Genomic DNA, 19,923 nt, shown 5'->3' with positions numbered 1-19,923 from the left:
GGCCATTGTGGACGGACAACCAGACGTCCGGTTCAACGTAACAGCGGCCACGACAACGCGTCCAGCGTCGTCGGGAATCCGCGGACAACGTCCCTCGTGTGTCGTAATACCGCCTGGGAACGGCTTGTCGTCAACAATCCACTATGGACAGTTGTGCGGGATGGCGGAGCCGCGGCGGGTCTAGAACAAAGGTTGTATATCTGTTGCCGCACCGGCGTTCTAGGCTGGATCCGGCATGGTGCCCGGACTGCTGCCCGATGGGCGGCCAGGAGGAAGCTCATGGCGAAAGCCGCCGAAATCATCGAGAGGTACCAAGCGCTGCTGCCGGTCCGACAACAGGTCCAGAGCAACGAGCTGCTGGCCGCCGCGAAGCAGGGCCGCATCCACCCGCAGCACCTCCAGCGGCTGGTGATCGGGGAATTCCTCACCCAGCAGGCCGAGATCCCCCGGTACGGCTCCCTGCTCGACCGGTTCCGCCACGAGGTCCCGGCCGGTTACTTCGCTTACGTGGCAACCGTGTTCATCTCACAACGGCGGCTGCTGGCCGACGCCGTCGCGCCCGCCGTGGGGCTGGACGCCGACGAACTGCGCCACGCGGACCCGCCCCAGGCGGTCACCCAGCTCAACCAGGCGGTGTCGTGGGTGGCCGCGCACGCGGGTCCGGCCGAGGCGGCGATGGAACTGCACACCGACTTCCAGTTGTTCTGCCCGGTCGCCGCCGAACTCGTGGGCGCGCTGCGGGACCTCGACAACGTCCCGGAACCGGTGGTCGCGTACTTGCGGAACTACGCCGAGGAACCCGCCGAGATGCGGCAGCGGCTGCCCGAGGTGGTCGAGCACGGTCTCGCCCAGGGCGAACCGGAACGGTGGGTCACGCGCAGCGCCGACGAAATACCGGACCTGCTGTCCGACTACTGGCACTACATCGCGACCGGTTGACCGTCGCGGGACAGGGGCCCACTTTGGAGTTGACCGTAGGCGTGGAGGAGGAATTCCTCCTCACCGACACGACGACCCGGCAGACCGTGCACCGGTCCGGCGATGTCATCCGTTCCACGTCGCGGCGGGTCGGTGGCGGGATCGTCCCCGAGATGTCCCGAACCCAGGTCGAGACCGTCAGCGGGGTGTGCACGAGCCTTTCCGACCTCCGCTCGGAACTGCTGGACCTGCGGCGCGCGACGGCACGCGCCGCCGAAGCCGTCGGCTGCCGCCTGGTCGCCAGCGGCACCGTCGTGCTGGGCAGCCCGGGGCCACCGCCCGTCCTCGATCAGCCGCGGTACCACCGGATCGTCGAACACTTCGGGCCGGTGGTGGAGCAACAGTGCGTCTGCTCGTGCCACGTGCACGTCGGCGTCGCCGACTCCGAAGAGGCCGTGCAGGTGGTCAACCACCTGCGCCCGTGGCTACCGGCGCTGCTCACCCTCTCCGGCAACTCGCCGTACTGGGAAGGACGTGACACCGGCTACCAGAGCTGGCGGACCCTGCTGTGGGGACGTTGGCCGACGGCCGGCCCGCCGCCGCTCCTGACCGACGCGGACGAGTACGGACGGGTCGTCGCGGAGTTGTTGCACAGCGGCGCGATCCTCGATGACGCGATGCTCTACTGGTACGTCCGGCCGTCGCACCACCAACCCACGGTCGAGGTGAGGGTGGCCGACGTGCCGCAGACGGTGGACGACACCATCCTGCTCACGGCGTTGACCAGAGCCCTGGTCGCCACCGCTCTCACCGCCGTGCGGGCCGGACACCGGCCGCCGCGCGTTGCCGACCAGGCACTGCGGGCGGCGTGCTGGCAAGCAGCCCGCTTCGGCCTCCCCGACGAGGACGGCCCGTCCGCCGGCGACCGCACCCGGCCCGCGGCGGGCGTGGCCGAGCTGATCACCCACATCGGCCCGGAACTGGACGCCGCCGGCGAGACCGGTGCGGTGCGCGGCGGACTTCGCCTCCTGCGCGATGGCGGGTCGGGTGCGCATCGGCAGCGACTGGCCCACCGGCGCCGAGGCCGGTTGGAGGACGTCGTGGACATGTTGGCGGAACGCACGCTGGAGGGGTGAGCGCCGAGTCCCGGCGCGCCGGCTCTCCTCCGCGAGTTCGCAGTCGGCAGCCGGGTCAGTGGTGCTGCCGGCCGCGACCGCGCAAGCCCGCGAGCATGACGCGGGCCCGTGCTTCCCCGACGCGGTGGCCGGTTTCGGCGAAGCGGGTGTTCGCGAGAGACGTGTTCTCGGCGGCCCGCGTCGGCTCCGTGTCGGTGGTCGCCCACGCCAGCAACGCGTGTCCCTCCAACAGGCCGTAGCTGTGCCGCCGGGTGAAGCCGAGCGCGGTGCGGGCGTCGCCGGCGTCGCCGCGCGTGGTGGCGAGCCCGATCAGCGCCTTCGCTTCCCCGAAGCGATAGGTGACGTCACGGGCGATGTCCACGGCTTCCAGGTAGTGGGCGGTGGCGTCGGTGGGGTGGTGGAGGAGGTGGTGCGTGGCGCCGAACGCGATGAGGGAGTCGACTTCCCGGCGGCGGTCCCGTGCGTCGCGGGCCAGCGCTCGGGCGAGGTGGGCCTGTTCGAACGCCTCGTCGTAGAGGCCGGTGTCGGTGTACACGATGGCGAGTTCGGCGCGCGACTCGGCCTCCGAGCTCCGGTCGCCGGTCTCCTGGTGCAGGCCGAGCGCGGTGACGAGGTGGCGGATCGACCGGTCCAGGTCGCCCAGGTCGTGCTGGACGCAGCCGAGGTTGGTCAGCGCGACCGCCTGTCCGTGCGCGGACCCGAGTTTCCTGCTGATCTCCAGGGCGCCGGTGAAGAGGTCGAGCGCCTGCCGGAGGTCACCGCGGTGCCAGTGCACCAGTCCGAGGTTGCCCAGGTTGTTGGCCTGGTTGGTGAGTCGGCCGGTGCGCCGGTTGAGCGCGAGCGCGGCGCGGTGGTGGTCGAGGGCCTCGGCGAGCCGTCCCGACTCCAGCGCGAGGTTGCCGAGGTTCCCGCGGGCGGCGGCCTGCCCTTCGGGCCAGCCGGTGCACGCGGCCAACGTCAGGGCGTCGAGCGAGTGCTGCTCCGCCCGCTCGTTGCGGCCTTGCCGGTAGTGGACGTCGGCCAGGCTCAGCAACGCCACGATCGACGCCCTGGTGTCGTCGAGGGCCTTGGCGATGTCCAACGCGGCTTCCGCCATCGTCAGCCAGTCCATGGTGTTCATGCGGAGCCAGAAGTAGCCGCGCAGCGCGTCGGCGATCAGCCCGGCGGTGGCGGCCGGGCGGTGCCGGGCCGCGTGCGTCACCGCGGCGAGCAGGTTGGACCGTTCCGCGTCCAGCCAGGCGGCGGCGTCCGCGTGGCCCGCGAACGGCGAACGGGTGGCCCTGGTGTTCGCCGGGGGCAGGGTGAGCCGCCGCATCTGCGGGTACAGGGCGGTCGCGGCCTGGTCGACGGTGAGCAGGTACCAGGCGTTCAGCCGGTCCGTCGCGGCGTCGGCGTCATCCTCGGCGTCGGCGAGTTCGCGTGCGTACGCGCGCAGCAGGTCGTGGCTGCGGTACCGGCCGGGGCGGCGCTCGTCGAGCAGGTGCGCCGTGGCGAGTTCGGCGACGAGGCGGTCGGCGTCCGCTTCGGCGACGTCGATCAGCTCCGCCGCGGCCCGGGTGGTGAAGTCCACCGCCGGAACCGCGCCGAGCAGGCGGAAGAGCCTGCGCGCGTCGTCGCCGAGACGCCGGTACGACCGGTCGAACGCGGCCCGTACCGCGGACTGCATCTCGTCCGGCGCGCGGAGGGTGGCCAGGCGGTCGCCACGCAGTTGTTCGACGTAGCGGCTGACCGGAAGACCGGGGCGGGCGCTGAGGTACGCGGCGGCGATCCGCAGCGCGAGCGGTAATCGCGCGCACAGGCGGGCCAGTTCCGGGACGGGTCCGGTGCGGGTGGGACCGAGTGCGGTGCGCAGCAGGGCTTCGGCTTCGGACTGGGTGAGCACGTCCAGCGGCAGGCTCCGCGCGCCGACCCCGGCGACCAACCCGGACAGCGGCGTGCGGCTGGTGACCAGCACGACGCAGTTGTCGGATCCCGGCAGCAGCGGACGGACCTGGGCCTGATCCCGTGCGTCGTCCAGCACCACGAGCATCATCCGGTCGGCCAGGAGGCTGCGGTAGAGGGCGGCGGCCTCGTCCACGTCGGTGGGGATCTCCTCGGCGTGCACGCCGAGGGCGCGGAGGAAGCGCGTCAGCACCGCGATGGGCTGGGCCGGCGGGCCGGCGGTGTACCCGCGCAGGTCGGCGAAGAGCTGCCCACCGGGGAAACGGCCGCGCATCCGGTGCGCCCAGTGCAGCGCCAGCGCGGTTTTGCCGACGCCCGCCGTCCCCGTGATGACCGAGACCGGCAGCGCGGTGGGCGGGTTCCCTACATCGGTGACCAGGCGGTCGAGTCGCCGCAGTTCGACCTCGCGCCCCGTGAAGCCCGCGGCGTCGGCGGGCAGTTGGGCCGGCTCGACGAGCGGCAGCCGCGCCGTGTCCCGGGCGAACGTCAGACCCGGGTCGTCGGACAGCACCGCGTGTTCCAAGCCCTGCAACACCGGGCCCGGCTCAAGCCCCAGCTCGGCGATCAGCCGGGCCCGTCCGTGCCGGTAGGCGTCGAGGGCCTCCGCCCGGCGCCCGCACCGGTACAACGCCACCATGAGGTGGCTCAGCAACTGCTCGCGCAACGGGTGCAGCGCGACCCACCCCTGCAACTCGTCCACGACCTGGGCGTGCCGGCCCAGCCGGAGGTCCGCGTCCAGCCGGGCCTCCAAGGCGGTCAGCCGCACCTGGTCCAGCCGCGCGGCCTCCGCCGCCGCGGTGTCGCCCTGCACGTCGCTGAACGCCGGTCCGTGCCACAGCGCGAGGGCCGCGCCGAGCGTCTCCGCGGCGGCCTCGTGCTTCCCGTCGGCCAGTTCGCGTTGCCCGGACCGGACGAGATCGAGGAACACCCTGGCGTCGACGTCGCTGTCGTCCACCGCGAGCCGGTATCCGCCGGTGGTGGTGACCAGCACGTCGTGGGCGTCCTCACCGATCAGCCGCCGCAGCCGGTTGACGTACACCTGGACGGTGTTCAGCGCGCCCTTCGGCGGGTGCCCGCGCCACAGCTCGTCGGCGAGCCGACCGGCGGCGACCGCCCGTCCTTCCTCGATCAGCAGCAGCGCCAGCACACTCCGCTGCTGGTGGGCGCGAACGGTCGCCCACTCCTCGCCATCCCTGAGCTGGACCGGACCGAGCACCCGAAACCGCATTCGCTTCTCCTGCTACTTGCCGTACTTCTGCGGCACAGTATCGCCGGCCGGCGCTTTCGTCACCCACCGTGCGGCCGGCCGCCGATTTCCGGCGACCACAGGTGAACCCGGTTCGGCTTTACTGTGGTGGCATGAGTGATCTGCCTGAGTCGTTCGATGAGGCCTTCCTGGTTTCGGAGCGGTCGGAATGGCTGCGCCGGACGTTCCCGACGCTGTTGGACGCGGACCTGCCGCCGGAGGTGGAGCCGTTCTCTTTCGTGCCGGCGTCCGGTCTTGAGGAAGTCGCGTCGGCCGTGCGCGTCGGTCCCGGCGGGTTGCTGGTGGACATCGCCTGCGGACGGGGCGGGCCGGGGATGTGGGTGGCGCGTCGAATCGGCGCCACGTTGTGCGGTGTCGACAGTTCGCCGGTCGCGGTCGCGTCCGCGGCACGACGACGGGACGCCTTCGGGTTGGGTGCCAGTGCGCGTTTCGTGGTCGGGGACCTGACGGGCACGGGCCTGGACGCAGGCGTGGCCGACGCGGTGATGTGCGTCGACGCGTTCCAGTTCACCGAGGACCGCGACCTCGCCGCACGGGAACTGCGGCGCGTGCTGCGCCCCGGCGGTCGACTCGTGCTGACCTGCTGGGAAGCCCGCACCCCGGGCGACGCGGACGTGGTGGAGCGGTTCGCGACCCTGCGCTGCGGCGAGGTGTTGCGCGCCGCCGGGTTCGCCGACGTCGACGTGGCCGAACGGCCCGCGTGGGAACAGCGCAGGCGAGCGGTCTACGAGGCGGCACTCGGCACCGACCCGTCCGACGATCCCGGTTTGACCCTGATGCAGGCCGAGGCGCGGACCGCCCTCGCGGAAATGCCTCGGATCAAACGCGTCCTCGCCACCGCCACCAACCCGGAGTGAGCCGGCAGTCGGCCGACCGGCAGTTCGCCCGGCGCCGAGACCGATCAGGATTCGAGAAGCGCCGGCGACCGGGCAGCGCCTAGCGTTCCTGCCATGACCTCGATCGACAACATCACCCTCGAAGTGGCCGACCCCGCCGCCGCCGAACGCTTCTACGCCACCGCCTTCGGGCTGGACACCCAACTGCGGCTGCGGGCCTCGCAGGAACCGACCACCGGCTTCCGCGGGTTCACCCTGTCGCTCACGGTGTCCCAGCCGGCCGATGTCGACGCGCTGATCAACGCGGCCCTCGACGCCGGGGCGACGGCGCTCAAGCCCGCCGCGAAGTCGATGTGGGGCTACGGCGGTGTCGTACAAGCCCCGGACGGGACGATCTGGAAGATCGCGACCTCGGCGAAGAAGAACACCGGCCCGGCCACCCGGCGGATCGACTCCATCGTGCTCCTGCTGGGAACGACCGACGTGGCCGCGAGCAGGAAGTTCTACCTCGACCGAGGCCTCACCGTGGCGAAGAGCTTCGGCCGCATGTACGTCGAGTTCGCCTCCGGGCCGGGCCCCGTCAAGCTGGCGCTGTACCGACGCCGCGCCCTCGCCAAGGACGCCGGGGTCTCCCCCGACGGCGGCGGGTCGCACCGGATCGCGGTCGGCGGCGCCATCGGGCCTTTCACCGACCCGGACGGGTTCACCTGGGAAACCACCACGACGGCGACCCGGACAGCGTCCCAGCCCGTCTGATTCGTCGAGCACCAGCGACAAAGCCGCGCATTCTCCAGTGTCAGCCGGAGCAGTTCCGCCGCCCAGTCGCCGCAGACGATCCGCCGACGAAACCCGTGGGGCAGCCGTCGACCTCCCGACGACACGGATGGCCCCGACCCGGAAGTCCGGAGCGAGACCACCCGTCTGTCCTCAGAGGACGGTCAAGGGGCGACCCGATCGAAGCGGAGCGAGGTGTAACCGGCGCCGTCGGAGTAGATCTGCGCGATGGTCGCCGCCCCGACGGCGTCGGCCCGCCGCGCTTGCAGCCGAATGGTCGTCGGCCCGGCGACCTTGACCACTTCGCTGATCGGCGCGGTCTGGTTGTTGCCGGTCGCGGCGTCGCCCGGGTTGAGGTCGATGATCTGGTTGACGAGCCGTTCACTCTCCGGCACGGCCGTGTTGGTCGTGACGTTCCACAGCCGGGCGGTGATGTAGGTGTTGAGGGACGGGACGCCGGAAAGGCGTCCGCGGACGTTCGCGTCGAGTTCGTACGTGCCGGAGAAGGGAAGCGCGACCGTCAGCGGCGTATCCGTCCAGACACCGGGCGGCAGGTCGACCTGCGCGTGCAGGTGGGCAACCGCCTGGTCCGCCTGGATGGCGGGCTGAGCCGCACTGACACCGCCCTGGGTGACCACCACCGTCGCGGCGAGCGCCACCACGGCTGCACCGATGACGGTCAGGGACGTCCGTAAACGCTTCATCGTTCTCACTCCTTATCGCATTGCACCAAAAATGGGCGACCTGGAGTTCCGGGAACGCGCGCAGCGCCCCGGACTTTCCCTCTGGTTTCGGCAACGTGATACCGCGCTCTTCGCCGACAGCGGCTGAGCGGGGTCGACATCGGTCGAACGGTGTAATGACCCTCGGACGGTTACCGGTAAGACCATCCGCCGTACGATCATCACCGTAGAGCCGAATGCCTTCGGCTGCGATAGACCATCAGGATGAAGCTCCGTACACGCACATTTGCGGTCCCATTCGACGCTTTTCCCACCGTTGCGCTCGAATGCGCTGCGGGCTGGAATCCCAAAGCCGAAACTGAAAAGGCCCCACGCCGGCAGCACCAAACCACGAGGATCGCACCGACCAGATAGAGCGCCAACAGGGGGCGGGCAGGAACGGGAGCGCGGCGATGAAGGCGAGCCGCACCCTCGTCCTCCCGGCCACGATGGTCGCCGGGTCGCCGGGCGCGCCCGACCCCGACGAGAGCGGCCGTCGGGAACGCGTTTCCAACGCCGTCAGGCAGGCCGTGGTGGCGATCTTGTGCAGCCTCCGCCGACGGCTGCCGGAAAACTTCCCGGTGGGATGTCGAGAACCCGGACCCGGCTCCGTCCCCGCACCGAACACGGCCACAATGGGCCGCACCGCACCGAGGAGAACACGATGGCCAAGTACCTGCTGCTCAAGCACTACCGGGGCGCGCCGGCACCGGTCAACGACGTGCCGATGGACCAGTGGACGCCGGAGGAGATCTCGGCCCACCTGGAGTACATGCGGGACTTCGCCGCTCGGCTGGAGGGCACCGGCGAGTTCGTCGACGGTCAGGCGCTCGCCCCCGCGGGCACGTTCGTCCGCTACGACGGCGAGGGCCGGCCGCCGGTCACCGACGGCCCGTTCGCGGAGACCAAGGACCTCATCGCCGGCTGGATGGTGATCGACGTCGAGACCTACGAGCGGGCGCTTGAGCTGGCCGGCGAGCTGTCCGCGGCGCCGGGCGCGGGTGGGAAGCCGATCCACGAGTGGCTCGAACTGCGCCCGTTCTACGCCACGCCCCCGACCATCACGGAGTGATCCACGGTGGACGAGGCCCTGCTGCGGACCCTCACCCCCACCGTGATCGCCATCCTCGTCCGTCGCGGAGCCGACTTCGCGGCGGCCGAGGATGCCGTGCAGGACGCCCTGGTCGAAGCCGTGCGGGTGTGGTCGGACGACCCGCCGCGCGATCCACAGGGCTGGCTGGTCACGGTGGCCTGGCGCAAGTTCCTCGACGCCGCCCGCGCCGACACCTCCCGACGGCACCGCGAGGTGCGCGTCGAGGACGAGCCCACGCCCGGCCCGGCCGAAGCGGTGGACGACACGCTCCAGCTCTACTTCCTGTGCGCGCACCCGTCCCTGACACCGGCCTCGGCCGTCGCGCTCACGCTGCGCGCGGTCGGCGGTCTGACCACGCGTCAGATCGCGCGGGCCTACCTCGTGCCGGAGGCGACCATGGCCCAGCGGATCAGCCGGGCCAAGCGGACCGTCTCGGGTGTCCGGTTCACCCGGCCCGGTGACGTCGGCACCGTGCTGCGCGTGCTCTACCTGGTCTTCAACGAGGGCTACTCCGGTGACGTCGACCTCGCCGCCGAGGCGATCCGGCTCACCCGCCAACTGGCGGCCAGGACCGACCACGAGGAGGTCGCGGGACTGCTCGCGCTCATGCTGCTGCACCACGCCCGGCGCCCGGCGCGGACCGGCCCCGACGGCAGGCTAGTGCCCCTCGCCGAGCAGGACCGCGGCCGGTGGGACACCCTCCTGATCGCCGAGGGCGTCGACGTGCTCCAGGCAGCCCTCGCCCGCGACCGCCTGGGCGAGTTCCAGGCCCAGGCGGCCATCGCCGCGCTGCACGCCGACGCCCAGGCGGCCGAGGAGACCGACTGGGTGCAGATCGTCGAGTGGTACGACGAGCTGGTGCGGCTCACCGACAGCCCGGTGGCCCGCCTCAACCGGGCCGTCGCGGTCGGCGAGGCGGACGGGCCGCGGGCCGGCCTGGCCGCCCTGGCGGGGCTCGACCCCGCCCTGCCCCGCCACACCGCGGCTGCGGCGTACCTGCACGAGCGGGCCGGTGACCCGGTCACCGCGGCACGGCTCTACGCCGAAGCCGCCCGATCGGCGCCCAACCTCCCGGAACGCGCGCACCTCACCCGACAGGCCGCACGGCTCAACGCCCGACTGCGGGGTTGAGCGGCATCGACCGACTATCGGACGCCGGTCAGCGGGGCGGGGATTTGGCCGCGGGCGTGGCGTGCACGTGCGCACGCACCCCTTGCAGGCCGAACAGGATGAGAAGCTCGACCACACCGCCGTCGGCGCTGCCCAGCCAGTGCGGCAAGGAGGTGTCGAACTCGGCTGCCTCACCGGGCGGCAGCGTCAGGTCGTGCTCGCCGAGCACCAGCCGAAGGCGGCCGTTGAGCACGTACAGCCATTCGAAGCCCTCGTGCGCCTGCGGGGTCGGTTCGAGCGGTCGCGGACGGGCCGGGATGATCATCTTGAACGCCTGCGTGCCGCCCGGCCGCCGGGACAGCGGGATGAAGACCATCCCGAACCGCCGGATCGGCTTCAGGTGGATCCGGGGGTCGCCGGTGCGCGGGGCGCCGACCAGATCGTCCAACGGGACGTCGTAGGCACGGGCCAGCGGCAGCAGCAGTTCCAGGGTCGCCCGGCGCTGCCCGCCCTCCAGCCGGGACAGGGTGCTCTCCGACACCCCCGTCGTCACCGCGAGGTCGGCGAGGGTGATGCCGCGGTCGCGACGCAGCGCACGCAGCCGCGGCCCCACCGCGTCGAGCACGTCTCCCATTTCGCGGTCCACGGGACCATCTTGCCGGAACCGCAAGTTCCCGTGCCAGTTCGAGGCGAGCCTGGCGAGACTGGGGAGGTCCCGACAGAAGGAGCCTCGGTGCCCACCGCCGATGCGGTCACTTTCGGGGACGGCTCTGCCACGAAGGAGACCAGCATGCCCACCGCCGCCCGCCGCGACAACCCGCCGCCCCGAACCGGAAGCAGCGAGACGGAGGTTCTGCGCGGATTCCTCGACTACCTCCGGACCGTGATCGCCATGAAGGTCGACGGCGCCCCGGAACCGCAGGTCCGAACAGCCGGAGTGCCGTCGGGCACGAACCTGCTCGGCCTGCTCAACCACCTCACCTTCGTGGAGCGCTCGACGTTCCTCGGGGAGAAGGTCACCAACTGGCGGAAGACGTTCCAGGCCGCGCCGGCGGACAGCGTGGCCGATGTCGTCGCCCGCTATCGGAAGACGGTCGAGCAGGCGAACGAAGTCCTCGACGGGTGCGCCGACCTCGGCGCGCCGGTCCCCCGCCCACGGCCGGATCGCCCCGCCCCCAGCGTCCGCTGGGCACTCACCCACCTGATCGAGGAGACCGGTCGCCACGCCGGTCACGCCGACATCCTCCGCGAACTGATCGACGGCGCGACCGGGCGCTGATCCTGCTCGGGTGCGGGTGTGCCGAACACCGGTGATCCGGCGCGCGTCGCTCGTCCGGCCACCCGGCGCTTGCCCGGCTAGCCGTCGACCACCTCGACCGACCTGCTCGGGCCGCCGCGGGAGGGCACGGCCAGCGTGGAGCGCACGTACGGCGTCTCCGTGCTCGTCGGGTGGCCGCCGCGGAGGATGCGGACCCACACGCGGACCGCGTCCACCAGCACGATGACCACCAGGAGCGCGAACGTGGCCGCGAGCACACCGTCCACAGTGGAATTTGTGATGATCGACTGCATCTCGTCGGCGTTCTTGGCCGGTGCGAGGAGTTCACCGCGGTCCAGCGCGGCGGCGTACTTGTCGCGCTGGGCGAAGAAACCGAGCTTCGGATCCGCGCTGAACACCTTCTGCCAGCTCGCCGTCAGCGTCACCGCCACGTCCCACGCCAGCGGGACCGCCGTCACCCACACCCACTTCAGCCGGCCGCTCTTGATCAGCAGCGTCGTGCAGACGGTGAGCGCGATGGCCGCGAGCAACTGGTTGGCGATGCCGAACAGCGGGAAGAGCTGGTTGATGCCGCCCAGCGGGTCGCCCACACCGACGTAGAGGAAGTAGCCCCACGCCAGCACCACCAGGGCGCTGCTGATCCACAGACCCGGCCGCCAGGACACCCGCGCGAACGGCTTCCACAGGTTGCCCAGCCCGTCCTGGAGCATGAACCGGCCCACCCGCGTGCCCGCGTCCACCGTCGTGAGGATGAACAGCGCCTCGAACATGATCGCGAAGTGGTACCAGAACGCCTTCATCGCGGCACCGCCGATCAGGCCGGAGAAGATCTCCGACATGCCCACCGCGAACGTGGGCGCGCCGCCGGTCCGGGCGACCAGCGTGGACTCCTGCACCGCCGCCGCGGCGGTCTGCAACTGGTCGGGGGTGATGGTGAAGCCGAGCTGCGTGACGGCCGCGGACGCGGACTGCACGGTGCTGCCGACGACGCCGGCCGGGGCGTTCATCGCGAAGTACAGGCCGGGGTCGAGCATGGCCGCCGCGATGAGCGCCATGATCGCGACGAACGACTCGACCAGCATCGCGCCGTAGCCGATCAGCCGGATCTGCGACTCCTTCTGGACCATCTTGGGCGTGGTGCCGGAGGCGACCAGGGAGTGGAACCCGGACAGCGCGCCGCAGGCGATCGTGATGAACACGAACGGGAACAGCGACCCCGCGAACACCGGGCCGGTGCCGCTGAACGCGAACTCGGTGAACGCCGGGATCTTCAGCGCCGGCGTGGTCACCAGCACGCCCACCGCGAGCAGGACGATGGTGCCGATCTTCATGAACGTCGACAGGTAGTCGCGCGGCGCGAGCAGCATCCACACCGGCAGCACCGACGCGACGAACCCGTAGCCCACCAGCCACAGCACGAGCGTCCGCGGCTCCAGGGTGAAGGCCTCCGCCCAGCCCGACGTCTGCACCCAGCCGCCGGCGACGATCGCGGCCAGCAGCAGCACGACGCCGATCACGCTGGTCTCCAGCACCCGTCCGGGCCGCAACACCCGCAGGTAGAACCCCATGAACAAGGCGATGGGGATGGTCATCGCGATGGAGAATGTGCCCCACGGCGACTTCGCCAGCGCGTTCACCACCACCAGCGCCAGCACCGCCAACAGGATGATCATGATCGCGAACACGCCGACCAGCGCCGCCACGCCGCCCACCGGGCCGATCTCCTCGCGCGCCAACTGCCCGACGCTCTTGCCGTCGCGCCGCATCGAGAAGAACATCGTCACCATGTCCTGCACGGCGCCCGCGAAGATCACGCCGACGACGATCCACAGCGTGCCGGGCAGGTAGCCCATCTGCGCGGCCAGCACCGGGCCCACCAGCGGGCCCGCGCCGGCGATGGCGGCGAAGTGGTGTCCGAACAGGACACGCCGGTCCGTGGGCTGGAAGTCGACCCCGTCGTCGAGCCGCTCGGCGGGCGTGGCCCGGGTGTCGTCGACCCGCAGCACGCGCCGCACGATGAACCGGGCGTAGAAGCGGTAGGCGATCGCATACGAGCCGAGCGCCGCGGCGACCAGCCACACGGCGTTCACCGACTCCCCACGGGACAACGCCAGCACCGCCCACGCGACGGCGCCGACAACGGCGACCGCGGTCCACCCCACGATCGGCCGCAACCTCGTTGCGTTCATGGCTCTCCTCATCGAGTAGGGAAGGGCAGGTGTGCTAGTCCGGTGGCAGGCGCCCCATGCAGGCCCGCAGGCCGGCGTCGGGGGGCAGGTCGGTGGTGAACCAGCGGAACGGTCCGACCCGGCGGCAGCTCACCGCCAGGTTCCGGCGGGCGAGGTGGGCCGCCGCGGTCGGGTGGGCGTACACGGTGTCGCGCGGGTTCGCGTCGAGCGGACGCATCCGCCTCGGCACCCGGGCCTTGCGCAGCGCGCGCACGGAGAACTCCCCCGAGTCGGCGCAGCACAGACCGGTGACATGCCAGTCGATCACCACGACCTCGTCCGGTCGCAGTGCGCCGCGCGCCGCCTCGTCAAGCCGGACGGTCAACGTCACACCTCCTGCTGGGGTCCGTCCGGCTTACACGGTCCCATCGTTGCCCGGGGTCGTTGACGTCGAAGACACCATCGGTTCCTTCGCCTTGCCGCACGCTTTCACCGCACGGCCGGCGGCGGCCCGGCATGGCGGCCAGTCCACGCCAGGTGGCATTAGGATGAATGCGGCGCTGCTGTTGACGGCCGTCATCGGCCTGGCGGTCAGCCCTGGAACCATCGGGGGTCACGTCGTGCGGTTCGCGATCCTGGGGCCGTTGCGGGTCGAGCGGGACGGCGTGGAGGTGCCGGTCGGCGGCCCGCGGCAGCGTGCCCTGTTGGCGTTGCTGTTGTTGCGGCCCAACAGGTTCCTCACCTCGGACTGGCTGGCCGACGCGTTGTGGGACGGCCGGCCACCCGCCAGCGCCGCCGTGACACTGCGGACCCACGTGGCCGGCCTTCGGCGGGTCCTCGAACCCGGCCGGGGCCACCGGGCGCCCGCCGGGCTGCTGCGCGGCCACCCCGGCGGGTATGAGCTGGCCGTGCCGCCGGACGCCGTGGACGCCGTCCGCTTCACCACCCTCGCCGGCGACGCGGCGGCGGCCCTCGCGTCCGGTGACGCGCCGCTGGCCCGACACCGCTACCGCGAGGCCCTGGACCTGTGGCGGGGTGACGTGGCGGTCGGTCTCGCCGCCGTCCGCGCCGACGTGGCCGGGCTGGTCGAGGCACGTCTGGTGGCCGAGGAAGGGCTCCTCACCGCGTCCGTGGCGCTCGGCAGGCACCACGAGGTCCTGCCCGACCTGCGGCGCTTCGTGACCGACCACCCGGAACGCGAGCCCGCGCGAGGCCAGTTGATGCTCGCCCTCTACCGCACCGGGCGGCAGACCGAGGCGCTCGCGGTCTACGACGAGGGGCGGCGGGTGCTCCTCGACGAGCACGGCGTGACGCCCACGGAGCAGCTCCGCTCCCTACACCGGAGCATCCTGGCCCAGGACGTGCCGGAGGCCGCCGTCCCGCCGGGCACCGCCGTCCCGCAGGTTCACGCGGTTGCGCACACCCCAGGGATCACCGGGCACGGCGACGTGCGGATCGTGGGTCGTGAACCCGAACTCGCGATGCTCGACGGGATGCTGGTCGCGGCCCGGAGCCGGGGTGGGCGGTTCGTGGCGGTGGTCGGCGAGGCGGGCATCGGGAAGACCAGCCTCGCCCGGACGGTCGGGGCCCGCGCCGCGGCGGCCGGCACACCGGTCGTCTGGGCACGGTGCCCGGACATCGGGCAGATGCCGCCGTTCTGGCTGTGGACGCAGGTGGTCCGCACGCTGTCACCGGATGCCGTGGAGCCCGCGCTGGCCGGGTTCGCCGGCCCGTCCGCCGCGGACCGTGCCGACCGCGTGGACCCGACCGCCCGCTTCCGCGCCTACGACGCGGTGGCCGCACTCGTCCACACCGCGGCGGCCCCCGCCGGCCTGGTGCTGGTCCTGGACGACCTGCACGCCGCGGATCCGGACTCGTTGCTGCTCCTGCGTTACCTGGCACCCACCCTGCACACCTCGCGGGCACTGGTGATCGCGACGCTGCGCCCGTACGAGCACGACCCGGCCCTGGTCGCCGCGCTCGCCGATGTGGCCCGCTCCCCCGGCCACCGCCGCCTGCACCCCACCGGGCTCGGCCCGGACGCGGTGGCCGACCTGGTGCGCGAGCACACCGGCACGACGCCGTCCGCCGCCGTCGTGGACCGGCTCGTCACCCGCACGGGCGGCAACCCGTTCTTCCTCACCGAACTGCTGACCTCGCCGGACGACCCGCCGCCGGGCGTCCGCGACACCGTCCGCCGCCGCCTGCACGCCCTGGACGAGGCCACCCGCGACTGCCTGGACCTGCTCAGCGTCGCGGGCCGGGACCTGGACGTCACGGCGGTGGGCACCCCTTCGCCCGCCGCCGGCCACCTGGTCACCGAGACCGCGCCGGGCGTCGTCGGGTTCCGGCACCCGCTGTTCGCCGAGGCGACGTACGCGGACCTGTCCCCGACCCGACGTGCCGCCCTGCACGCCCGCTTGGCCGACACCGCCCGCGACCTGCTCACGCCGGCCGAGCTGGCCCACCACTACGGCCGGGCGCGGGACCGTCGCGCCGACCACCTGCACTGGACGATGGCAGCCGCCGAGGACGCCACCCGCCGCCTCGCCTTCGAGGACGCCCTGTCCCACCTGGACCGGGCCGCGGCCCTGCTCACCGACCCGGCCGAGGAGCTGGCCGTGCACCTGCGCCGCACGTCGCTGCTCCAGATCACGGTCGGCGTCGGCGGCGACGCGGTGGCCGAGGCCGCCTCCCGCGCCCACCACCTGCTGATCCGCCTGAGCCCGTCCGACGCCGCCACCGCCGACGTGGGCACCGCCCTGTGGACGCTCGGCGAACTGGCCTGCAACCGCGCCGACTTCCCGCTCGCCACCGACCTCGCCGACCGACTGCGCGCACTCGACAGCGGCCCTCTCACCAGGACCGCCGCCCACTACCTGCGCGGCGTCACCGCCTACTTCGGCGGCCACCTGGCCGACGCCGACGACCACCTCACCGCCGCCCTCGACCACCTGGACGAACGCCTCCTGCACGGGCAGACCGGCCGCACGCCGACGTTGGCCGTCCACGAGTTCCGCGCCCTCGTGCGATCACTGCGCGGCCTGGACGCCCAACCGGACCTGGCCGCCGCACGCGCCCTGGCCGAACGCACCGACGACCCGTACGGCCGCGCCAACGCGGAGCTGTTCGCCGGGTGGGCGGCGCTCCAGGAACAGGACGTGGACGCGGCCGAACGGGCCGCGCACGCGTGCCGCCGCATCGGCGTGGAGGGCCACCTGACGCACTTCGTGACGACCGGCGACTTCTTCGCCGAGTGGGCGGCCGTGCGCCGGGGCGACGCGTCCAGGCTGGCGGCCCTGCGCGCCGCCGCCGACGGCATCTACCGTCCGGGCCTGCGCTCGACCCGCACGATCACGATCGCCGCCGTCGCCGACGCCCACCTCGTCGCCGGTCACCACGAGCGGGCCGCCGCACTCGCCGACGAGGGCCTGACCGCCGCACGGGCGGTCGGCGAGCACGTCCTCACCGCAGAGCTGCACCGGGTGCGCGGCCTGGCCGGCGGCGACGCACGAGATCTCGACACCGGCCGCGCGACGGCCGAGGCCCAGGGCGCCCACCTGCTGCTGGCCCGCTTCCACTAACGCCTCCACACGATCTCCACAGCCCTCCGCTGCGATGGCCTCGAACAGCACAACGGAGGGATGGACCCCATGTACGACGCCGTCGTCATCGGCTGCGGGCCGGTCGGCGCGCTCACCGCCAACCTGCTGGGCGCACGCGGCGTGCGCACCCTCGTGGTCGAGCGGAGCACCGAGCCGCACGGCCAACCGCGCGCGTTCTCCTGCGACGACGAGGCGCTGCGCGTCTACCAGCAGGCGGGCCTGCGCAAGGAGATCGAGCGCGACACCTACCCGCCCCGGAGAGCCAAGTACGTCAACGCCAAGGGCCGGGTGTTCGCCGAGATCGCGCTGGACGAGATCGACTTCGGCCTCGGCGCCGGACCGCTGCACTTCTTCGACCAGCCGAGGCTCGAAGCGACGCTGAGACGGGGCCTGGACCGGTTCCCGCACGTCACCCTGCGCACCGGCACGGAGCTGACCGGCCTGACCCGGCACGACGACCACGTGACCGTCGCCCTGCGCCACGACGGGCGCGAGACCGAGGTCGACACCCGGTACCTGCTGGGCGCGGACGGCGCGCGCAGCGCCACCCGCACGGCCGCCGGCATCAGCCTCACCGGCACGTCGAACGCCGAACCGTGGCTCGCGGTCTCCGGTGTCGTGGCACCGGGAGCGACCCGCGTCGAGGCCACCCGGTTCGTGTGCGACTGGCGACGTCCCGCGTTCGTGTCACCGGGCGCGTTCGGCACGCACCGACTGGAGTTCATGCTCCTGGACGGCGAAGACCCGAAGACCATGACGAGCCCGGCGACGATCCGCGACCTGATCGCGCCCTACGTGGACCCGGACCGGTTCACGGTGACCCGCGCCGTCGTCTACACCTTCCACCACCTGAGCGCGGACCGCTGGCGGGACGGCCGGGTGTTCCTGCTCGGCGACGCCGCGCACCAGTTGCCGCCGTTCCTCGGCCAGGGCCTGTGCAGCGGCCTGCGGGACGCCGCGAACCTGACGTGGCGGATCGCGCAGGTGCTGCGCGGCGACGCCGATGACGCGCTGCTCGACGGCTACGAGGCCGAACGCCGCCCGCACACCGAGGCGATGGCGCTGACCAGCCTGCGCCTGGGACGGGTGTTCCTGGTGCGCAACAGGTTCGCCGCCGCCGTCAGGGACGCCGTGCTGCGCACCGCGCAGACCGTGCCCCGCATCCGCCGCGCGATCCGGCACTTCGAGTTCAAGCCCCGTCCCGCGCTGCCGGGCCACCGGGGGCCGGTCGGCCGGATGTTCCCCCAGCCCGACGTCACCGTCGGCGGGACGCGGGTGCCCCTGGACGACGTGCTGGGCGCCGAGTTCGCGGTGATCGGCCCGGGGGTGGACACGGCGACCGCGATCGGCTGGCGGGGCCCGGTGGCCCGGTTCGTGCGCATCGTGCCGCCCGGCTCGACCGAGCCCGCCGGCATCACGACGGTCGAGGACGTGGACGGCACGCTCACCGCCTGGTTCGCCGACCACGGCACGGACGTCGTGGTGCTGCGCCCGGACCGGTTCGTGCACGCCACCGAGGTCGAGCGCCGTTCAGCGGCCCACGCCGAGCAGCGTGATCCTTTCAGGCGGTGAGGCCATGACTCACTCCTCCAGGGAGAGGGCCTGGCCAGGGCACAGGTGCACCGCTTCGCGGGCCTTCGCGACCAGCTCGCCCTCCGGTGTCTCGTCCAGCACGATGACGGTGGCGTCGTCCTCGCTCTGGTCGAACAGCGCGGGCTCGGTGAGCACGCACTGTCCGGCGCCGACGCACCTGTCGGTGTCCGCGATGATCTTCATGGCCTTCTCCTCCTGACGAGGGGGATGGCAGTTCGTCCGCTACCAGGTCACCGGGAGCTGGTACAGGCCATAGATGTTCGCGTCGTCCTTGAACGGCAGCTCGTCGACATCCATCGCCAACTCCAGCGTGGGGACGCGGCTGAACAGCGTGTCGAACACGATCTGCAGCTCCATCCGAGCCAGGTTCTGGCCCAGGCACTGGTGCGGCCCGAACCCGAACGCGACGTGGTGGCGCGCGCCGCGCTCGATGTCGAGCCGGTCCGGGTTCTCGAACGCCCGCGGATCACGGTTGGCCGAATAGCCGAGCGCCAGCACTCCTTCGCCGGCGCGGATCCGCTGCCCGCCGACCTCGATGTCCTCGACGCACAGCCGGGCCGTCGCCACGTCGATGATCGTGAAGTACCGCAGCATCTCCTCGACCGCGTTGAGCGTCCTGCCCGGGTCGGCCCTGATCATCGCGAGCTGCTCCGGGTTGCGCAGGAACGCCACGGTCGACAGCGAGATCATGTTCGCCGTCGTCTCGTGGCCGGCCACGAGCAGCAGGAAGCCCATGCCGGCCAGTGCCGTCCGCCGATAGGTGCCGTCCGCGCGCAGCTTGACGATCTGCCGCCCGAGCAGGTCGTCCGGCGGGTTCTCCTCCTTCTCCGCGATGAGGTCGGCCAGGTAGCCCTGGAGGGCTCCCATGGCCGCCCACCGCTCCTCGGGCGGCGTCGACTGCTTGATCACGTTCACCGTGTGCCGCTGGAAGAACTCATGGTCGGCGTAGGGCACACCCAGCATCTCGCAGATCACCAGTGACGGGACCGGCAGCGACAGCGACTCCACCAGGTCCCCGGGCCGCGGCCCGGCCAGCAGCGCGTCGATCTGCCCGTCGACGATCTCCTGGATCCGCGGCCGTAGCGCCTCCAACCGCCGCACCGTGAACTCGCCGAGCACGGCCTTGCGCGCCGGCCCGTGCTCGGGCGCGTCCATCATGATCAGGGTGCGCTCCTCGTCCGGCCGCCGGGACGCTGCCTCGCCCTTGACCAACTGCGGGAACTCCGGATGCTGCCGGTCGGCGCTGAACCGCCGGTCGTTCAACACGGTTCGCACGTCTTCGTGGCGGCTGACCACCCAGGCCCACCCGCCGTCGGGCAGCCGAACCCGCGAGACCGGCTCTCCTTCGCGGATCTCTTCGTACGCCGCCGGCGGCGCGAAGGGGCACGTACGGACCATGGGGAACTCGTGCTTCTCGGCGGTGGTCATGACTTTTCCTCCCACGACGGCACGGACAGGCGGTAGCGGCTGGACAGCGAGAG

Annotated in this window: 17 protein-coding genes; 10 read left to right on the top strand and 7 right to left on the bottom strand. The window is 72.1% G+C overall.

Translation table 11 applies throughout. The annotated features are described in order from the left end of the window. The first annotated feature begins 279 nt into the window (after positions 1-279). On the top strand, positions 280-939 hold the full coding sequence (locus ACQPZF_RS12385; RefSeq protein ID WP_433271438.1) for a hypothetical protein: 660 nt from the start codon (positions 280-282) through the stop codon (positions 937-939). Positions 940-962: 23 nt separating this feature from the next. Beyond that, positions 963-2,054, top strand: coding sequence for a carboxylate-amine ligase (locus ACQPZF_RS12380; protein WP_433271436.1), 1,092 nt, complete (start codon positions 963-965; stop codon positions 2,052-2,054). Positions 2,055-2,109: 55 nt separating this feature from the next. Here ACQPZF_RS12380 and ACQPZF_RS12375 read toward each other — a convergent pair whose 3' ends face one another. After that, on the bottom strand, positions 2,110-5,223 hold the full coding sequence (locus tag ACQPZF_RS12375; protein WP_433271434.1) for a BTAD domain-containing putative transcriptional regulator: 3,114 nt from the start codon (positions 5,221-5,223) through the stop codon (positions 2,110-2,112). Positions 5,224-5,354: 131 nt separating this feature from the next. Here ACQPZF_RS12375 and ACQPZF_RS12370 point away from each other — a divergent pair, with 131 nt between their 5' ends. Together ACQPZF_RS12370 and ACQPZF_RS12365 are read left to right on the top strand one after the other, a co-directional pair. Continuing rightward, entirely contained in the window at positions 5,355-6,119 is a 765-nt protein-coding gene (locus ACQPZF_RS12370; protein WP_433271431.1) for a class I SAM-dependent methyltransferase, read from the top strand. Between the two features lie 93 nt (positions 6,120-6,212). After that, positions 6,213-6,854, top strand: a complete 642-nt coding sequence (locus ACQPZF_RS12365; protein ID WP_433271429.1) for a glyoxalase — start codon at positions 6,213-6,215, stop codon at positions 6,852-6,854. Between the two features lie 182 nt (positions 6,855-7,036). On the opposite strand, the gene ACQPZF_RS12360 is transcribed toward ACQPZF_RS12365, so the two are convergent. Then, complete coding sequence (locus ACQPZF_RS12360; RefSeq protein WP_433271427.1) at positions 7,037-7,534, bottom strand: hypothetical protein; 498 nt, start codon at positions 7,532-7,534, stop codon at positions 7,037-7,039. Here ACQPZF_RS12360 and ACQPZF_RS12355 point away from each other — a divergent pair. The 3 genes from ACQPZF_RS12355 (at position 7,503) to ACQPZF_RS12345 (ending at position 9,818) form a co-directional block, all read left to right on the top strand. Further along, entirely contained in the window at positions 7,503-7,703 is a 201-nt protein-coding gene (locus ACQPZF_RS12355; protein WP_433271425.1) for a hypothetical protein, read from the top strand. The genes ACQPZF_RS12360 and ACQPZF_RS12355 overlap by 32 nt on opposite strands. A 555-nt stretch (positions 7,704-8,258) precedes the next feature. Then, the gene (locus tag ACQPZF_RS12350) at positions 8,259-8,666 is read left to right on the top strand and encodes a YciI family protein (protein WP_433271423.1); all 408 of its coding nucleotides are present in this window, start codon (positions 8,259-8,261) and stop codon (positions 8,664-8,666) included. A gap of 6 nt (positions 8,667-8,672) precedes the next feature. Next, the gene (locus tag ACQPZF_RS12345) at positions 8,673-9,818 is read left to right on the top strand and encodes an RNA polymerase sigma factor (RefSeq protein ID WP_433271421.1); all 1,146 of its coding nucleotides are present in this window, start codon (positions 8,673-8,675) and stop codon (positions 9,816-9,818) included. A 28-nt stretch (positions 9,819-9,846) separates the two neighbouring features. Here ACQPZF_RS12345 and ACQPZF_RS12340 read toward each other — a convergent pair whose 3' ends face one another. Further along, entirely contained in the window at positions 9,847-10,431 is a 585-nt protein-coding gene (locus ACQPZF_RS12340) for a helix-turn-helix domain-containing protein (RefSeq protein WP_433274540.1), read from the bottom strand. A gap of 156 nt (positions 10,432-10,587) precedes the next feature. Between ACQPZF_RS12340 and ACQPZF_RS12335 the strand changes: the two genes are divergently transcribed. Next, positions 10,588-11,076, top strand: coding sequence for a DinB family protein (locus tag ACQPZF_RS12335; protein ID WP_433271419.1), 489 nt, complete (start codon positions 10,588-10,590; stop codon positions 11,074-11,076). 77 nt (positions 11,077-11,153) lie between these two features. Here ACQPZF_RS12335 and ACQPZF_RS12330 read toward each other — a convergent pair whose 3' ends face one another. Together ACQPZF_RS12330 and ACQPZF_RS12325 are read right to left on the bottom strand one after the other, a co-directional pair. Continuing rightward, a complete protein-coding gene (locus ACQPZF_RS12330) occupies positions 11,154-13,265 on the bottom strand; it encodes a carbon starvation CstA family protein (RefSeq protein WP_433271417.1) in 2,112 nt (703 codons plus the stop codon). 34 nt (positions 13,266-13,299) lie between these two features. Further along, complete coding sequence (locus ACQPZF_RS12325; protein WP_433271415.1) at positions 13,300-13,629, bottom strand: hypothetical protein; 330 nt, start codon at positions 13,627-13,629, stop codon at positions 13,300-13,302. 163 nt (positions 13,630-13,792) lie between these two features. On the opposite strand from ACQPZF_RS12325, the gene ACQPZF_RS12320 reads away from it, so the two are divergent. Beyond that, positions 13,793-16,828, top strand: coding sequence for a BTAD domain-containing putative transcriptional regulator (locus ACQPZF_RS12320; RefSeq protein ID WP_433271413.1), 3,036 nt, complete (start codon positions 13,793-13,795; stop codon positions 16,826-16,828). Positions 16,829-16,897: 69 nt separating this feature from the next. Then, on the top strand, positions 16,898-18,421 hold the full coding sequence (locus ACQPZF_RS12315; protein WP_433271410.1) for a bifunctional 3-(3-hydroxy-phenyl)propionate/3-hydroxycinnamic acid hydroxylase: 1,524 nt from the start codon (positions 16,898-16,900) through the stop codon (positions 18,419-18,421). A gap of 9 nt (positions 18,422-18,430) precedes the next feature. Here the strand turns inward: ACQPZF_RS12315 and ACQPZF_RS12310 are convergent, their stop codons facing one another. Both ACQPZF_RS12310 and ACQPZF_RS12305 read right to left on the bottom strand, forming a co-directional pair. After that, positions 18,431-18,625, bottom strand: coding sequence for a ferredoxin (locus tag ACQPZF_RS12310; protein WP_433271408.1), 195 nt, complete (start codon positions 18,623-18,625; stop codon positions 18,431-18,433). A 39-nt stretch (positions 18,626-18,664) separates the two neighbouring features. Continuing rightward, positions 18,665-19,870 (bottom strand): cytochrome P450, encoded by a 1,206-nt coding sequence (locus ACQPZF_RS12305; RefSeq protein ID WP_433271406.1) that lies wholly within the window; start codon positions 19,868-19,870, stop codon positions 18,665-18,667. Between the last annotated feature and the right edge of the window lie 53 nt (positions 19,871-19,923).

It is taken from the genome of Actinosynnema sp. CS-041913, from assembly GCF_050942485.1.
Taxonomy (GTDB): domain Bacteria; phylum Actinomycetota; class Actinomycetes; order Mycobacteriales; family Pseudonocardiaceae; genus Actinosynnema.
This window is presented reverse-complemented; position numbering and strand designations above follow the sequence as displayed.

Excerpts from the sequence above, each read along its gene's own strand:
- ACQPZF_RS12385 (WP_433271438.1), top strand. The coding sequence starts at position 280 with ATGGCGAAAGCCGCCGAAATCATCGAGAGGTACCAAGCGCTGCTGCCG.
- ACQPZF_RS12375 (WP_433271434.1), bottom strand. The coding sequence starts at position 5,223 with ATGCGGTTTCGGGTGCTCGGTCCGGTCCAGCTCAGGGATGGCGAGGAG.
- ACQPZF_RS12370 (WP_433271431.1), top strand. The coding sequence starts at position 5,355 with ATGAGTGATCTGCCTGAGTCGTTCGATGAGGCCTTCCTGGTTTCGGAG.
- ACQPZF_RS12365 (WP_433271429.1), top strand. The coding sequence starts at position 6,213 with ATGACCTCGATCGACAACATCACCCTCGAAGTGGCCGACCCCGCCGCC.
- ACQPZF_RS12350 (WP_433271423.1), top strand. The coding sequence starts at position 8,259 with ATGGCCAAGTACCTGCTGCTCAAGCACTACCGGGGCGCGCCGGCACCG.
- ACQPZF_RS12340 (WP_433274540.1), bottom strand. The coding sequence starts at position 10,431 with ATGGGAGACGTGCTCGACGCGGTGGGGCCGCGGCTGCGTGCGCTGCGT.
- ACQPZF_RS12335 (WP_433271419.1), top strand. The coding sequence starts at position 10,588 with ATGCCCACCGCCGCCCGCCGCGACAACCCGCCGCCCCGAACCGGAAGC.
- ACQPZF_RS12330 (WP_433271417.1), bottom strand. The coding sequence starts at position 13,265 with ATGAACGCAACGAGGTTGCGGCCGATCGTGGGGTGGACCGCGGTCGCC.
- ACQPZF_RS12320 (WP_433271413.1), top strand. The coding sequence starts at position 13,793 with ATGAATGCGGCGCTGCTGTTGACGGCCGTCATCGGCCTGGCGGTCAGC.
- ACQPZF_RS12315 (WP_433271410.1), top strand. The coding sequence starts at position 16,898 with ATGTACGACGCCGTCGTCATCGGCTGCGGGCCGGTCGGCGCGCTCACC.
- ACQPZF_RS12310 (WP_433271408.1), bottom strand. The coding sequence starts at position 18,625 with ATGAAGATCATCGCGGACACCGACAGGTGCGTCGGCGCCGGACAGTGC.
- ACQPZF_RS12305 (WP_433271406.1), bottom strand. The coding sequence starts at position 19,870 with ATGACCACCGCCGAGAAGCACGAGTTCCCCATGGTCCGTACGTGCCCC.